This is a genomic window from Psychrobacillus sp. NPDC058041 (assembly GCF_042885655.1).
In the GTDB taxonomy this organism is placed as follows: Bacteria; Bacillota; Bacilli; order Bacillales_A; family Planococcaceae; genus Psychrobacillus.
The window spans coordinates 306022-320717 of record NZ_JBHVRO010000001.1 but is presented as its reverse complement, the minus strand read 5'-3'; the positions used below and the strand labels follow the sequence as shown (position 1 = coordinate 320717).

Annotated in this window: 17 protein-coding genes, 1 pseudogene and 1 other annotated feature; all 18 genes and pseudogenes read right to left on the bottom strand. The window is 34.6% G+C overall.

Going from position 1 to position 14696, the window contains the following annotated elements:
• Nucleotides 1-85: 85 nt before the first annotated feature.
• Nucleotides 86-313 (bottom strand) — a binding site (T-box leader).
• A 51-nt stretch (nucleotides 314-364) separates the two neighbouring features.
• Nucleotides 365-874 (bottom strand): DivIVA domain-containing protein, encoded by a 510-nt coding sequence (locus ACFVR1_RS01475; protein ID WP_387579407.1) that lies wholly within the window; start codon nucleotides 872-874, stop codon nucleotides 365-367.
• Between the two features lie 97 nt (nucleotides 875-971).
• Nucleotides 972-1763: a YlmH family RNA-binding protein gene (locus tag ACFVR1_RS01470; RefSeq protein ID WP_387579405.1), complete on the bottom strand. Its 792-nt coding sequence runs from the start codon at nucleotides 1761-1763 to the stop codon at nucleotides 972-974.
• 367 nt (nucleotides 1764-2130) lie between these two features.
• Nucleotides 2131-2391, bottom strand: coding sequence for a YggT family protein (locus tag ACFVR1_RS01465; RefSeq protein WP_387579402.1), 261 nt, complete (start codon nucleotides 2389-2391; stop codon nucleotides 2131-2133).
• Nucleotides 2392-2410: 19 nt separating this feature from the next.
• Nucleotides 2411-2890 carry a cell division protein SepF gene (locus ACFVR1_RS01460; protein WP_387579400.1) on the bottom strand — a complete coding sequence of 160 codons (480 nt, stop codon included), beginning with the start codon at nucleotides 2888-2890 and terminating at the stop codon, nucleotides 2411-2413.
• Nucleotides 2887-3579 (bottom strand): YggS family pyridoxal phosphate-dependent enzyme, encoded by a 693-nt coding sequence (locus tag ACFVR1_RS01455; RefSeq protein WP_387579397.1) that lies wholly within the window; start codon nucleotides 3577-3579, stop codon nucleotides 2887-2889. Before ACFVR1_RS01455 ends, ACFVR1_RS01460 begins: the two co-directional genes overlap by 4 nt.
• Before the next feature lie 70 nt (nucleotides 3580-3649).
• Complete coding sequence (locus tag ACFVR1_RS01450; RefSeq protein ID WP_387579394.1) at nucleotides 3650-3895, bottom strand: YlmC/YmxH family sporulation protein; 246 nt, start codon at nucleotides 3893-3895, stop codon at nucleotides 3650-3652.
• 83 nt (nucleotides 3896-3978) lie between these two features.
• Nucleotides 3979-4767, bottom strand: coding sequence for an RNA polymerase sporulation sigma factor SigG (gene sigG, locus ACFVR1_RS01445; RefSeq protein WP_387579392.1), 789 nt, complete (start codon nucleotides 4765-4767; stop codon nucleotides 3979-3981).
• Between the two features lie 90 nt (nucleotides 4768-4857).
• Nucleotides 4858-5565 (bottom strand): RNA polymerase sporulation sigma factor SigE, encoded by a 708-nt coding sequence (gene sigE, locus ACFVR1_RS01440; protein ID WP_387579389.1) that lies wholly within the window; start codon nucleotides 5563-5565, stop codon nucleotides 4858-4860.
• Entirely contained in the window at nucleotides 5565-6407 is an 843-nt protein-coding gene (locus ACFVR1_RS01435) for a sigma-E processing peptidase SpoIIGA (protein ID WP_387579387.1), read from the bottom strand. The genes sigE and ACFVR1_RS01435 overlap by 1 nt, the downstream gene beginning before the upstream one ends.
• Before the next feature lie 276 nt (nucleotides 6408-6683).
• Nucleotides 6684-7835 carry a cell division protein FtsZ gene (gene ftsZ / locus ACFVR1_RS01430; RefSeq protein ID WP_387579385.1) on the bottom strand — a complete coding sequence of 384 codons (1152 nt, stop codon included), beginning with the start codon at nucleotides 7833-7835 and terminating at the stop codon, nucleotides 6684-6686.
• Nucleotides 7836-7877: 42 nt separating this feature from the next.
• Nucleotides 7878-9170: a cell division protein FtsA gene (gene ftsA, locus ACFVR1_RS01425; RefSeq protein WP_387579382.1), complete on the bottom strand. Its 1293-nt coding sequence runs from the start codon at nucleotides 9168-9170 to the stop codon at nucleotides 7878-7880.
• A gap of 111 nt (nucleotides 9171-9281) precedes the next feature.
• Nucleotides 9282-9632 (bottom strand): small basic family protein, encoded by a 351-nt coding sequence (locus ACFVR1_RS01420; protein WP_387579379.1) that lies wholly within the window; start codon nucleotides 9630-9632, stop codon nucleotides 9282-9284.
• 1 nt (nucleotide 9633) lies between these two features.
• Complete coding sequence (locus ACFVR1_RS01415) at nucleotides 9634-10356, bottom strand: DUF881 domain-containing protein (RefSeq protein ID WP_387579377.1); 723 nt, start codon at nucleotides 10354-10356, stop codon at nucleotides 9634-9636.
• A gap of 22 nt (nucleotides 10357-10378) precedes the next feature.
• Nucleotides 10379-11134 carry a DUF881 domain-containing protein gene (locus tag ACFVR1_RS01410; protein ID WP_387579374.1) on the bottom strand — a complete coding sequence of 252 codons (756 nt, stop codon included), beginning with the start codon at nucleotides 11132-11134 and terminating at the stop codon, nucleotides 10379-10381.
• Nucleotides 11079-11876: a cell division protein FtsQ/DivIB gene (locus ACFVR1_RS01405; RefSeq protein ID WP_387579372.1), complete on the bottom strand. Its 798-nt coding sequence runs from the start codon at nucleotides 11874-11876 to the stop codon at nucleotides 11079-11081. The genes ACFVR1_RS01410 and ACFVR1_RS01405 overlap by 56 nt, the downstream gene beginning before the upstream one ends.
• A 1-nt stretch (nucleotide 11877) precedes the next feature.
• On the bottom strand, nucleotides 11878-12945 hold the full coding sequence (locus ACFVR1_RS01400) for an FtsW/RodA/SpoVE family cell cycle protein (RefSeq protein WP_387579370.1): 1068 nt from the start codon (nucleotides 12943-12945) through the stop codon (nucleotides 11878-11880).
• A 46-nt stretch (nucleotides 12946-12991) separates the two neighbouring features.
• Nucleotides 12992-14347, bottom strand: coding sequence for a UDP-N-acetylmuramoyl-L-alanine--D-glutamate ligase (murD, locus tag ACFVR1_RS01395; protein ID WP_387579367.1), 1356 nt, complete (start codon nucleotides 14345-14347; stop codon nucleotides 12992-12994).
• Nucleotide 14348: 1 nt separating this feature from the next.
• Nucleotides 14349-14696, bottom strand: a pseudogene (locus ACFVR1_RS01390) (hypothetical protein); the annotation flags it as partial.

The window sequence follows — 14696 nt, the reverse complement described above, 5'->3', positions numbered from 1 at the left end:
CGTTAATCACGAAAATTAGTATGCTTTCCGTGGGCGAGCGCCGATATTCCACATACTTGATAAAATAAAAAAACTCCTCATCCCAAAAAGGGACGAGAAGTTATTGCTCGCGGTACCACCCTACTTGCGATTTACAAAAAATCGCCTCTTAGTATGCCATAACGGGGCATAAACCGAAAACACTTAGCAACATTCTTAAAGTTCAGTGTCTTTGCTCCAAAGTGATAATCTAAAAAGTTTTGTTGCTTGAGCTTCCACCATCCTCAAGTCGCTATTTCTAAACTCATTTAGACGTCTTTATCAACGCATAATTATATGATATGAAATTATTATAGGAAAAGTAAGTGCATCAGTCAAGAATGTATTAGTCCTCTGTTATAGAAATGCGATCTATTTCTGTTGTATCTACATCATATTCCATTAAATGATTCCAGTCATCGGTATTAATCAAGTCTAATTGTGCCTCGATAAGCATTTTGAAACGATTCCTAAAAACTTTAGATTGCTTTTTCAGTTCTTCAATTTCAAGTGCTATTCTTCTAGCTTTTGTAAGTGCTTCATTCACAATTCGGTCGGCATTTTTTTCTGCCTCTTTTACAATCAGCTTTGCTTCTTTTTGAGAGTTGCGGCGGACTTCTTCTGCTGCTTCCTGTGCTACAACGATAGATTTATGTAAAGTTTCTTCAATCGATGTAAAATGCCCAACTCTTTCGCTTGATGATTTAAGTTTTGTTTCCAGTTCTTTTTTTTCTTTTAATAGAATTTCAAGATCTTTCATAATTTGATCTAAGAATTCATTAACTTCATCCTCATTGTACCCTCTGAATCCTTTACCGAATTCCTTGTTATGTATATCAAGTGGTGTTAATGGCATATATTCCATCTCCTTTACTTTACTTTCCTAGCATTCTTATCTTCTATTATACATTTAGGAGCTAGCGAATACATCAAAATTCGAATATATTTATTGATTATTTAATTTTTTGTTCTAATCGACCTATTTGTAGTCTAATTTTGTCTTTTTTTGTTCTTCCTTCAATCATTAATATTTTTACTCTACCTAAACCTCTAATAGATATTAAATCTGATTCTTGAAGTTCCATGGAAATTTGATCTTTTTCAGACCAGTTCACTTTTACTTTACCACTTTGAATGAGGGCAGAAGACTTTTGGCGAGAAATATTAAAGATAGCTGAAATAACACTATCTAACCTTAAGGAACTTACTGTTAGAGATTCTGATGTCCATTCCTCTCGCTGTGGAAAATAATTTAATCGGTCTTCAACTATTTCAATATGAACTTTTACTTTTCCAATCCCAACAAAATTTGCTCTGACATAATCTATTACTTCGGTTGCAACAACAAATTGAATTGCACCGTCTTCGACACGAATATCTCCAAATTTACTGCGATCAATTCCTAAGGACATCATAGAACCTAATACATCCTTATGACGTAATGTAACAAACTTATTTGGGTAATGAACCTCGACAACGGTCATAGCAAAGTCTTCATTGGTAGGTATATAATACGAAGGATATAAAAGAACTCTCTTTCGTTCTACATCCTCCAATGCTCCATCTGTAGCAGATTCAATATCTCCGTATTGTCTTCGTATAGAATCTACAATAAATTGCTGCCTAGGATCTAAAAAATCAGTTAACTTCGGAGCATATCGATCTTCTACTTCACGCATAATATTCATTACTTGTTCAATGAATGGCTGCTCTTCTTTTCTAAAATGCTGTAATACATTTTCCATTATAATATTCCCTCTCGAATATAGTAAAAAACCTCACAGAAGTGAGGTTTCAGACTGTTGACAAACGCTCGAATTCTTCATTGCTTTCTCCCGTGCAAGAAAAAACGAACTTGACTGGCAAGCGTTTTCAAGACAGTCAGAAGTGATACCACCAAAAATGACTTTGTCAACACCTTAAGACCTCACAGAATGAGGGAGTTGACTACATTTTTTTATAAAGGATTAAAAATAGAACAAGGAAAAAGATACACGCTTTTATCAAACGAACTACCGAGTTTTTCATCACTATGATCGTGTGGTTAGGCATAAATCTCACATTTTTTCTCTATCTATTAATCCAAAAGTGCACTGAGATGAATCTAAGCTTTTAGAAAAAGTATATTAATGATATTATCCCTCTAAGTGCAATATTTAATACAAAAATTGCAACAATTGGAGAAATATCAATCATACCGATTGGAGGAATAATCTTTCTAAAAGGTTCTAAATATGGTTCGCATATTCTTCCTAACACACGTCCAAAACTCGATTGTTGAATACTTGGTACCCAAGACATGAATATATATATGAATAATGCATAGGTATAATATTGTACAAGTTTACTTAACAAGAATAATACTAAGGTCATGATATTATTTACTCCTCTTTCAATCTAGGTCGTTATAATAATAATCCGATATTGCGCCTGCCACTTCAACAGAATCTGGTGCGCACAGGAAAATATCCGTACCTATCCGTTGTATGTCTCCTCCTAAAGCGTACACTGTCCCACTTAAAAAGTCGATGATTCTTATTCCTTGTTCTTTATCAATGCGTTGTAAATTTACTATAACAGCCTTTTTGCTTTTTAAATGTTCGGAGATATCTTGAGCTTCTGCATACACGCGTGGTTCGATTAGAATCACTTTAGATGACTTTTGTACATTTTGAAGACTTACAAGATTAGTTGCGGCTGTTTCTTTAGGTGCTGCGTTATATTTTCTTTCTTTAGTGGAGGGTCTAACCGGCTGCTGTTTTATATTACTTTCCACTGGCTTTTGTTGTTGAGTTCTTAGTTGCTGATCTGTTGAAGTTTCTTCATCTTCTTCCAAGTAGAAGAAATTTTTCATCCAGTCTTTCATACTCATTTAGTTTCCTCCCTCTCTTTACCGACTAAAGCTGTACCTATTCTAACATATGTTGCGCCTTCTTCTATAGCAATCTCATAGTCACCTGACATACCCATTGATAATTCCGTACAAGGTGCATGTGCAAAGCTTTGTTTAGAAATTTTCTCCTGTAGTTGTCTTAAGTTATGAAAGACCTTTCTAATAACTGACTCATCCTCAGTATTTGGAGCCATTGTCATTAAACCTATTACTCGTATTCGGGAATAACTTTCTAGTTCTTTTATAAAAGATTCTACATCATCCATTGCTAAACCATGTTTGGATTCTTCTTCAGCTACATTCACTTGTACAAAGCAATCCTTAACCGAAGTAGCTCTTTTTTCTATTTCCTCCGCCAAACTTATTCGATCTAATGAATGTAAAAAATCTATATTATTAATGACCGATTTTACTTTTCTTGTTTGCAAAGTTCCTATGTAATGCCATTTGACATTTTCTTTAATGGCATCTAATTTATTTTTTAGTCCTTCAGGACGGTTCTCACCTAGATGTTTCACTCCAGCTTGAATTACCTGTTCAGTTCTTTCTACAGAAACTTCTTTAGTAACAGCAATAATAGTCACATCTGAAAGGTTTCGATTACTATGTAAACTAGCAGCTTCCATATTATCAATTATCTTTTCTAAATTTTGTTGAACATTTGTCATGTAAAAACCAACTTTTCATCAATTGTTTTTGTTTATTGTATCAATGATATACCGTTTTATCAATTATGAATCAATCTAGTAACATATTTTTTGATACAATTATTACATCTTTACCAATTATCGATATATTTTGAACAGCAATTTTTTTCGTTTCATTCTTTTTGTTAAAAAAATTTGGATATGCTCCTTGCGCTTCTACTATGAACGATAGGATGAAACCTGTTTCTTTATCAATTTCCGCGTCAACTATATATCCTAGTAATTGGCCACTATTCGCTTCAATTACTTCTTTTTGTTGCGCATCAGAAAATTTCAACCCAACTCCCCCTTTATCTTATTATATGAATGAAAAATAAAAAAAAAACGCTTTTTCTTTTAAGAAAAAGCGAAATACTAGTATTAAGATTCTTTTGGGTTCAACTGACCTTGAATAATAGATAGAGCACTTTTTTCAAGTCTCGATATTTGTGCTTGTGATAATCCTAGGTCCATCGCAATTTCTGTTTGAGTAGCCCCATAGTAAATACGTTTTGTCAATATCTTCTTTTGCCTGTTATCTAATTTTTGAAAAGTTTCTTTCACTGTAAAATAAGTAACCCATTGCTCTTCCGATACATCATTATCACATAATTGATCCATCATATAGATAGCATCTCCTCCATCGCTAAAAATGGGTTCTTGTAAGGAAACAGGGTCTTGTATAGCATCTAATGACAATAATATATCTTCCACAGGTATTTCTAATACTTTGGAGAGATCTTCCAAAGTCGGTTCCTGCAAATGTTCGTTAATATATTGTTCTTTTGCTTTCATCGCTTTATATGCAATATCTCTTAATGATCTAGAAACTCGTACGGAGTGATGGTCTCTTAAATGCCTTTTTATTTCACCAATTATCATAGGAACAGCATATGTTGAAAACCGAACATTATGCTTTAAATCGAAGTTTTCAATTGACTTGATAAGCCCTATACACCCGACTTGAAATAAGTCATCTGCTTGTTCACCTCGATATGCAAATCGTTGAACAAGACTTAATACTAATCGTAGGTTACACATGACCAGTTCATCTTTTACTGAATCTTCTCCTGCTTGTAAACGGATAAAGAGTGCCTTCATTTGTTCGTGGGAAAGTAAAGGAAGCTTAGATGTATCAATGCCGCATAATTCTACTTTTGTTCTCGTCATAGATCTTCCTCCGGACTTTTTAATTGTTCTTAATCAGTTTGTCCGGTAGGTTGAACTTTATTCGGAAGGTGCGGCATCCAATTTCACCCATTATGCAATTGGTTCATTTAACAGCTCTTTTAAATCTAAAATTATTTTTTTCTCTAAACGAGAAATATACGATTGTGATATTCCTAGATGATCTGCCACTTCTTTTTGAGTCATTTCTTCCTTTCCATTCAGTCCAAAACGACATTGCATAATATACTTTTCTCGATTACCAAGTAAATTAATTGCTTCAAAAACATGCTGCCGTTCTAATTTCTTTTCTACATCTTCAATAATTAAGTCTTCACTTGTCCCTAAAATATCTGACAAGAGAAGTTCATTTCCATCTGAATCAGAATTTAATGGTTCATCAAAAGATACCTCTGATTTCATTCGATTCGTTTTGCGTAAATGCATTAAAATCTCATTTTCAATACATCTTGAAGCATACGTTGCAAGTTTTATTCCCTTATCCAAATTAAATGTCTCTACTGCTTTAATAAGTCCGATTGAGCCAATACTTATTAAATCTTCTATATTCGTATTAGTTTGGTCGAATCTCCTTGCAATATATACTACAAGTCTTAAATTTCGCTCAATTAATACATCTCTCGCATATTCATTTCCATCCATAAAAGCAAGAAGCATTTCTCTCTCTTCATCTCTGGATAATGGTTTAGGCAACGATTCATTACCGCCAATATAATGTACTCCACTTCTTCTTAAAGAGAGGAACCAAAAATAAAATCTACGAAAAAATTTTAATATCATCATCCTAAACTCCTTTTCTTTAGATGGTAATATGCTGAGCTATGTAATATTCCTTCAACTCCATGTGGAAATTTATCACGTAGCTTTGTCATAACAATATATCCTTTTGGCAAATCCTGTCCGTCTACTTTCCAATTCTCGTATTTTATCCCGATTACCCACGTTTTTTCTTGTTGAATCGTTGCAATAGGTATTAATCTCAATTTAGTTACGAACTCTTTTGGCAGATTATCCAAACCTACTTTTCGATCAAATTCCCAATCGCTAATCGCTCGAAACAGAGTTTCGGGAAGTATCTCTTGTAACACTTCAGCAGCAACAAAATGAACCGGATCATTTGAAAGTGGCTCTTTGCAAACATTACCTGAGTCAATAAAAAGAGTAAGTTCTTTTGCTTTGCCGAATAACGTGACACTAGAAGAATACAATAGCCCTCTTTCTGTTTGAGCAATATTAATATTCAGTAAATGTTTCGTTAATAAATACAAGCCTCCAGTAACTATTAAAGCAAAATTGATCAACATGAAGAGATAGCTACTATTACGATAGAAAGAAGAAATTGCAGTTAATAATCCTCCAGCAAAAAGACTTGCTAGTAATGTTAACGAAATGGCTTTAATGATTTGATTTCTTTTACGCCAAAATGCTATTCCAATCATTAAAAAGAATGATAAAAAAACAGTAATGAAATAGTTGGAAAATGTAACGGTTAAAATTCCTGCAACCAAAGCAGCAAGAAACAAATATCTTTTTTTATTTTCAATCCAGCCAATTCTATTTGCAAATGCTAATACGGTATAATTAAAAAAAGTATTGGTTGCAATCATTACTTCTGCGTACATAGCTTCCCTCCTTTTGACTAAATCGTAACATGCATTTTGTAAGAAAATTGTCAAATGAGCATACCAATTGATTCTTTTTTTACGACATTAATTGCATAAGGTTTTTTTAGTTTAGGTCTTCTTTAGAAAATAGCTTATGAAGAATAGCATTTGAAAAGTGTCATCAATTTAGGTTTCAGTATCATCCGATCATCTTCGCTCATCAGCTAGATAAAAAATTATTTACTTTCTACAAAAAAAGCAATCACCAAATTGGTGATTGCTTTCTAAACAGTATTAGTTTCTTCTTTGACGATTTCTTAAGAAAGTCGGAATATCTAAGGCATCCTCTTGTTGGTGATGTGTGTGTGAAGTTGGACGCTCTTGGATAGGTTGTTGCTCTTCTTTTCGTTGCTCACGTATTGGAGTTGTAGCTGCTTGTTGTGCTCTTGCTGCTCCAAAACCAGCGTTTCTTGGTTTATTTTGCGTAATTAATTCTTCATTAAAACCTGTTGCAATTACAGTAACAATAATTTCATCTTTTAAATTATCGTTAATAACGGAACCGAAAATCATGTTTACTTCTTCATCTGAAGCGGATGCAACGATATCTGCTGCTTCTTGAACTTCAAATAAACTTAAATTTGAACCACCTGTAATATTCATAAGCACACCAGTTGCACCATCAATCGATGTTTCAAGAAGTGGACTTGAAATTGCTTTTTTCGCGGCTTCTGCAGCGCGATTATCTCCACCAGAGATTCCGATACCCATAAGTGCAGCACCTTTGTTTGACATAATTGTTTTTACGTCAGCAAAGTCTAAGTTGATAAGTCCAGGTACTGCGATAAGATCTGAGATACCTTGAACCCCTTGACGTAGTACATTATCTGCTTCTCTAAATGCTTCGAGCATTGGTGTATTTTTGTCAACAATTTCAAGAAGACGATCGTTTGGAATAACAATCAGTGTATCTACAGCTTCCTTCATCATTCCAATACCACCAATTGCTTGTGTTGAACGTTTGCGACCTTCGAATGTAAATGGACGAGTTACAACTCCAACTGTAAGTGCACCAATATCACGCGCAATTTGTGCAATAACAGGAGCTGCTCCTGTTCCTGTTCCACCGCCCATACCAGCAGTAACGAAAACCATATCAGCTCCTCTTAAAGCTTCTTCGATTTGTTCTTTGCTTTCCTCGGCTGCTTTTTTACCAACCTCTGGATTTGCACCTGCTCCAAGCCCTCTAGTTAGTTTTCCACCTATTTGAAGTTTTACTTCTGCTTTGGACATATTAAGTGCTTGAGCATCTGTATTAACTGCAATAAAATCCACGCCTTGAACTCCATGTTCGATCATCCGATTTACTGCGTTATTTCCGCCGCCACCAACTCCAATAACTTTGATGATGGCTAGTTGGTCTTCGTTCGTTTCAAATTCTAGCATGATATTGCCTCCTATATTCTTTCAACTATGTTAAATGTATTTTTATTCAAAAAACTTGTCGAAAAACTTTTTAGCTTTTGTCATTGCACTTTCTTTGTTTTCATTATTTGAAGTTTGAGAAGCTTGTTTTTGTTTCTTAGGTATAGAAACGGCCTCACTTGGCGCCATTTGTGATAAAGCATGGCTGCTTCCAATTTTACCATAAAAAAGGTCTTCTTTATAGGCATATCTTATAAGACCGACAGCTGTCGTATACTGAGGTTCACGTACTCCAATATAATCAGGCGTATATAAGCGAACTCTCGTTTGTAATATATGTCTTGCAAGTTGTCCAATACCTTCTAGTTTGGCAACTCCTCCAGTAATTACAACTCCACCTGGTAAGTCTTGAAGACCCATACGATAAAACTCTTCTAAAACTAGTTCAAATAGTTCTTCTAATCGAACGCCAATTATTTCGGCAATATATCGCTGAGAATATTGTTCTTTCATGTCTGCACCAATAACAGGAACTTCGAAAAGTTCATCATCAGATGCATCATCGTAGAAGGCATGTCCATATTTAAGTTTAATCATTTCTGCTTGTTCAGTAGGTGTTTTCAATACGATTGATAAGTCCTTTGTAATATGTTCGCCTCCTACAGGGATTACAGAAGTATTGATTAAATGGCCCTCGCTGAATATAGCAATCGTTGTTGATCCTCCACCTATATCAATATAAGCGGTACCATGGTTTTTTTCATCTTCGGTAAGTGCGAAATGACCACCAGCTAGTGGTTGTAAATAGATTTCTCTAATTTGAAGTCCTGCACGTTCCACACATCTTAACACATTATGTAAAATTGTTTTCGATGTAGTCATCATAATTCCGTCCAATTCAAGTCGAGTTCCAATCATTCCTCGTGGATCTTTGATTTCATCTAAATGATCAACGATAAACTGCTTTGGAGCAATATTGATAAGCTCTCGTTCAGGAGGAATAGACATTACTTGTGCAGATTCTATGACTCTATCTAAATCTGTATCTGTAATTTCACGATCTTCCCTATTAACGGCTACTACACCTTTAACGTTCTGTATGTTTGCTAGATTGGCTGGGATACCAAGTACAATTTCATGAATAGACATCCCGATCATTCGTTCTGCCTCACTCACGGCTTTCTTAATGGACTGTACTGTTGCGTCTATATCGACAATAGATCCTTTCCGGATACCATTTGATTTAACATTTCCTACACCTATTACATGCAGCGAGTCTTCACTCATTTCTCCGATTAATACTTTTATCGAAGACGACCCAATATCTAATGAAACGTATAATTCTGATTGATTCAACCCGTGGCACCTCCTAATTACTCTTTATTTATTATTCTATTGTAAAAAACGTATAAAGTCTAAAATTTTCTAAACAAATAGTTAATTTTTCATTGCTTTACTCAAAACTTCCTATTCATTTTTTCTTTCGGACCATTTAGTTAATAACAATCGACGAATTACTGCTATATTTTGAAATAAACGAACTCCAAAAGCAAAAATTGCGGCTAAATATAAATCTACTCCTAGATGTACTCCTAAAAATGCTAAAGCGGCTGCTAAAGCTATATTAAAGAAAAATCCTGAGACAAATACTTTATCATTATATACATGTTGTAATTGTGCTCGAATACCGCCAAACAAAGTATCTAACGCGGCCAATACAGCTATAGATAAATAACTTTCATATAATTCAGGAATTTGAATATCTGTTAAGAGACCCAAAGAAATTCCAAGTATTAGACCTAATAAAGGTAACCACATCTCATTTTTCTCCCCCTGGAATTTCTAATAAAAATTGTTTACTGATCGATTGATCATATGCGGCTATTTTAATATTATTTTCAGGTTGTCCAATATCTAATTTTAAATTATCAATGTAAAAATCATCTCCAATAGACGAAGCTTCTAGTTGATTATACATTTTTTTAGCATCCTCGAAGGTGGATGTGCCTATTCTTATTAAAAATGGTGCTTTTTTAATAGCAAGATTATTAACAGTTGTTTTGCCATTAACATCTCTAATTGCTGATGAATAAATCATTCTTTTCCCATCCACTTCAATTGCTTTAGCTTTGAATCGATTTATTTCGTTAATTAATCGGACAAGTAAGTCTGGAGTTATTCCTTCGATAGGTTGTCCCACAGCAATACTTTCTAAAGATGGTTCGACCTTTATCGTGAGACCAGGTCCATTAAAATCTTCTAAGCCAATTTCTTTTTTTAAAAGCTTTACTGTGTCTTTTAAAGCGATTTCTGGACTTTCATTTACCATATTCTCATATTTACCAAGGGTTTGGTCGAGGCCACGCACTTCAGACAATAACTCTGAGTGTAATTCTGTTTCTTTAGCTAGCTCTTGTCGAATTGCCCAAATGTCTCTCGTATCCCGTGTCTCTGGATTTTGAACAGTATTATATTGGACTGCTAGCATAAACCCAACAATTAACAAAATTAATGTAAACCGAATATAGACGGTTTTTTTCATTATTCGGCCTCCTTCACTTTGTTTAGTTCTTCTCGTCCCTTAAAGCAGGCATTGCTATTCTCCCTTTTTCTTCAACTGTAACTACAATATTATCGCTTGTTAATTGATCTACTACTCCTCCACTAAGATTAACAGAAGCTAGTAATACATTTGGATCACCAACTGCTTCAACTGTAAAAGGAGCGGGAAAGGTTTTTCCATCAACTGTAATAACCGGACCGGTACAACGGATATAAGAATTCGCATGAAGCCTTTGGCCATTTATAGAAATAGCTTCTGCACCCGATATTTTCAGCTCATTAATAACCTTAAATAGATGACTTTCATGAACAATATAGTCATTGGGATTTTCTTGTGAAGGATTATATGCACCATCCTGTAAAGAAACTGATACCCCTTTTCCCTGGGAAGGTATATCGCCAATTAATAATCGCAGCATTTCAGCTTCTTTCACTAACTCCTCTACACTTGTTTCACTACTAGCAAATGATTTTTCATACTTTCTAATATCTTGCTGTTTTGCATTTATTTCTTCCGTTAGCTCTTTGTTTCTCTCTTTTTGGTGAATCAATTCTTTTTTATATTTTTCTTGTTCGTTAAATCCTTCCGAGTTTGAAGAATTCTGTTCTTTATTTGCTGAGGAAATACTATAAGAGTAAGCGAGTATAAATCCCAAGACTAAACTAACTAATGAAATTAATACTAGACCTCTGGAAGGAATTCTAAGGAGTTTGCTCTTCTTCAATCTCCGTCGCCTCCTCTTCGCCAACTTTTTCATTCATATCTTTAAATGGTTGAAAATAAGATCCAACTTCTAAATCAATAATTCCTTTAACATCTGGGTTAAGCTGTGCCACAATGGATGGATAAAAATTCATTTTTTTAGAGAAGGATGGAATGATTGCTTGTACTTCATTACCATCATTCATGAATACTTGGATAGAATAAGCATCATTCTCAGAAGGAGTATAATTGATTTGTGAAATTGTCATTAATACTTCTGAGTTTAGACTTTTCAATTCTTTTAAGAGTCGCAGTCTAATTTTCTCATCTTCAAATCCCGATAAAATTGGTCCATCCATTGGAACAAGTTGTCCATCTGTTTCAATCTTTTTTCCATTTTCTAAAATTATGTCAAGACGATTCCCATTTTCTTCATATCCAATTTTTTTATATTCCTTGACTTGTATATTTACTCCCGTTAACCAATTTCGATGAACTTCTGCAGAAGCTATCCATTCGTTTTGTTCTAGCAACTTAGAAATATGATTTTCTCTAAAGCTCCACATCGAATCCCCTAAATTTAAAGTACTTTGCTTTATGTACTGTTCTTTTGGTACAAGAACTGCCCCAAAAACTTTGATCGTTTGAATTTGACTATAGCTAGATTGAAAATAAAGTACTACAAGTAAAGTTGTGACAAAGAGAAAAAGTAGAATGGAAAACTTTTTATTTGTCCTTCTTCGCCTACGTTCTTTTAAAGTGGGTATTCTATCTTCAATATCTATGATTTTTTCCATTCTACCGCCTCCCTTCTTTTGTAGAATCATTTGCCAAATTTAATATGATTCCGATTATCCCCCAAGTAGTTACTAAAGAAGACCCACCATAACTAATAAATGGCAATGTAACTCCTGTAACAGGAAGTAAACCCGTTACAACTCCCATATTTAAAAACGTCTGTATAGCTAGTAAAGAAGTAAATCCTATTATCGTTAATTGAGAAGATCTTGTTTTCACTCGAGAAGCCAGAGAAAAGCCGGTTGTAAAAAACACAATAAACGCAGAAATAATGATGAAACCACCGATAAAACCTGTTTCTTCTAGTAAAATCGAGAAAATAAAGTCATTTTGCGGCTCTGGCAAGTATAAGAACTTTTGCCTACTATTCCCGTATCCGAATCCAAACAAACCCGCAGGTCCTACAGCAAGTAACGATTGAATTGCTTGAAACCCTGTTCCTAAAGGGTCTTTCCATGGATCCAGGTATGATTGAATTCGAGCAAGACGGTATGGTGCAGAAGCGATTAATCCGATTAGAGCAATGATTCCTGTCATTCCAATCGTAATGAAAAACTTCAAAGGCAAACCTGCCGCAAATAGCAATATAAATGATGCAACAATTAAAACAAAAGCAGAACCAAAATCTGGTTGTAGCATTATAAGTGAAATTGGTAGTAATAATATTACAGCAGTCTGTGTATACAGTTTTAGCTTCGTCTTTTTTTCATTCGACAGTGAAAAAGAGAGCATCCCTAATACTGCAATCTTGGCTAGTTCTGCTGGCTGAAAGTTCATAATACCTAGTGAAATCCAGCTTTGCGAGCCATTACGCACAACTCCTATTCCAGGGATCAAGACACCTATTAAAAATAAGATAGATAGTACGTACGTCCCCATCCAAAATATAGGCAGTCTTACAAAGCTTTTATTTCTTATAAAAAAGGCTCCAAAAATGCCGACAACTAAATAGCTGGCTTGTTTAAAAGCAAATGGCAATTGATCCTTATAATGCACTTCACTCCAGTATGAACCGGCAGAATGAACAAAAAGAATACCTATAATGGATAGGAAAAGTACAGACGTCAAAAATAAGATTATTCTTTTATCTACTTTCGATTACTTCATCCCTTCGTTATTCGTTTAAATCTAACACTTGCTCTATAAATTCATCACCACGAATCTCAAAGCTTTCATATTGATCCCAACTTGCACATGCTGGAGACAGTAAAACTATGTCCCCTTCTTTCGATATTTTTACAGCTTCTTCAATAGCTTCTTTTAGGGTATTTACTGATACAACAGAAGGAATTGATTGTTTTTCTCCAAATTCCTGTAAGCGTTTTGTTGTTTCACCATAGTGAATTAAAGCCTTCACATTTTGTAAATGCGGGATTAATTCATCAAAAGAATGGCCCCTATCCACACCGCCAGCAATTAGAATAACTTGCTCCGAAAAACCTTCTAAAGCACTTTTCGTTGCCAGTGCATTTGTTGCCTTAGAATCATTATAGAACTTTCTATTTTTCCACTCACGAACAAATTGAGTACGATGTTTTACTCCATGAAAAGTGGAGAGGACTTCTTTAATATTTTCAATGGAACAATCAAATATAAGGGCAGCAGCCGTCGCAGCTAATACATTTTCTAAATTATGTTTTCCACGAAGTGCAATAATGGATCGTTCAAATAGCTTTTCACCGTTCCAATATACATATAAATCATCGGCACTTATGCCCTCTTTCATTTTTCCACTTACGTAAAAAGGAACCTTACGTGCTTTACTTTTAGATGCATAATCTGTCACATTTTTTTGTTCGCCATTGTATATAAACCAGTCGGATGCATCCTGTTTTTTCGTAACATTAAATTTTGCATCTGTATATTCTTTAAAATCGGTATGATAATCTAAATGCGCCTCATATAAATTCATCAAAACGGCAACTTTTGGTTTAAGTTCTACTGTACCCATTAACTGAAAGGAGGATAATTCCGTTACAATAGTATTCTCTTCTGTTGCTTTTGATGCTACAGCACTTGCAGCTGTACCAATATTACCAGCTATCAGTGGTTGCTTCCTTCCTACTTCTAGCATTTCAAATATTAATGTAGTTGTGGTTGTTTTCCCATTGGAACCAGTTATTCCAATCATCGGTGCATCACTAATACGATATGCTAGCTCGACTTCCGTCCAAACAGGAATGCCTCTTTTTATAGCTTCTGCTATAACTGGATTCTTGTATGGTATACCTGGATTCTTTACTATAAGACTAAAACCCTCGTCTAAAAGGTTTTCTGGATGACTACCACAAATAACAGTCATCCCTTTTGAAAGTAAATATTGAGCATTCTCATTTTGTTCAAAAGGTTTTGAGTCATTCACTGTTACAAATGCACCTAATTCATGTAAAATCTCTGCAGCAGCTGTACCACTTTTTGCGAGACCTAATACAAGAATTTTCTTATGATAGACTAATGGTAATTGCTTCATTTTATAAAACCTCCAAGAATACAACAATCATTGCCGAGATAAAGCCAATTGCCCAAAATACTGTTACTACTTTTCTTTCAGACCATCCAGAAAGCTCAAAATGATGATGGATAGGACTCATTTTAAAAATGCGCTTGCCTGTTGTTTTAAAACTAATAACTTGTAGAATAACAGACAATGTTTCAATAACAAAAATGCTACCTACCAATAGTAGGATAAGCTCTTGCTTAACAAGGATTGACACCATTGCTAATGCCCGTCATCTTGTCGTTCGAAAAGGGACCTAGTCGATAATAATGATTCTGCATTACAAAATGCGAAACAAGAAATAGATAGCATTTTTGAGAAA

Coding starts and splice junctions, on each gene's coding strand:
- murD (WP_387579367.1), bottom strand. CDS start 14,347: ATGAAGCAATTACCATTAGTCTATCATAAGAAAATTCTTGTATTAGGT.
- ACFVR1_RS01460 (WP_387579400.1), bottom strand. CDS start 2,890: ATGAGTATGAAAGACTGGATGAAAAATTTCTTCTACTTGGAAGAAGAT.
- sigE (WP_387579389.1), bottom strand. CDS start 5,565: ATGATATTAAAATTTTTTCGTAGATTTTATTTTTGGTTCCTCTCTTTA.
- ftsZ (WP_387579385.1), bottom strand. CDS start 7,835: ATGCTAGAATTTGAAACGAACGAAGACCAACTAGCCATCATCAAAGTT.
- ACFVR1_RS01410 (WP_387579374.1), bottom strand. CDS start 11,134: ATGAAAAAGTTGGCGAAGAGGAGGCGACGGAGATTGAAGAAGAGCAAA.
- ACFVR1_RS01465 (WP_387579402.1), bottom strand. CDS start 2,391: ATGACCTTAGTATTATTCTTGTTAAGTAAACTTGTACAATATTATACC.
- ACFVR1_RS01470 (WP_387579405.1), bottom strand. CDS start 1,763: ATGGAAAATGTATTACAGCATTTTAGAAAAGAAGAGCAGCCATTCATT.
- ACFVR1_RS01475 (WP_387579407.1), bottom strand. CDS start 874: ATGCCATTAACACCACTTGATATACATAACAAGGAATTCGGTAAAGGA.
- ACFVR1_RS01405 (WP_387579372.1), bottom strand. CDS start 11,876: ATGGAAAAAATCATAGATATTGAAGATAGAATACCCACTTTAAAAGAA.
- ACFVR1_RS01420 (WP_387579379.1), bottom strand. CDS start 9,632: ATGTGGTTACCTTTATTAGGTCTAATACTTGGAATTTCTTTGGGTCTC.
- ACFVR1_RS01435 (WP_387579387.1), bottom strand. CDS start 6,407: ATGTACGCAGAAGTAATGATTGCAACCAATACTTTTTTTAATTATACC.
- ACFVR1_RS01455 (WP_387579397.1), bottom strand. CDS start 3,579: ATGACAAATGTTCAACAAAATTTAGAAAAGATAATTGATAATATGGAA.
- ACFVR1_RS01415 (WP_387579377.1), bottom strand. CDS start 10,356: ATGAAAAAAACCGTCTATATTCGGTTTACATTAATTTTGTTAATTGTT.
- sigG (WP_387579392.1), bottom strand. CDS start 4,767: ATGACGAGAACAAAAGTAGAATTATGCGGCATTGATACATCTAAGCTT.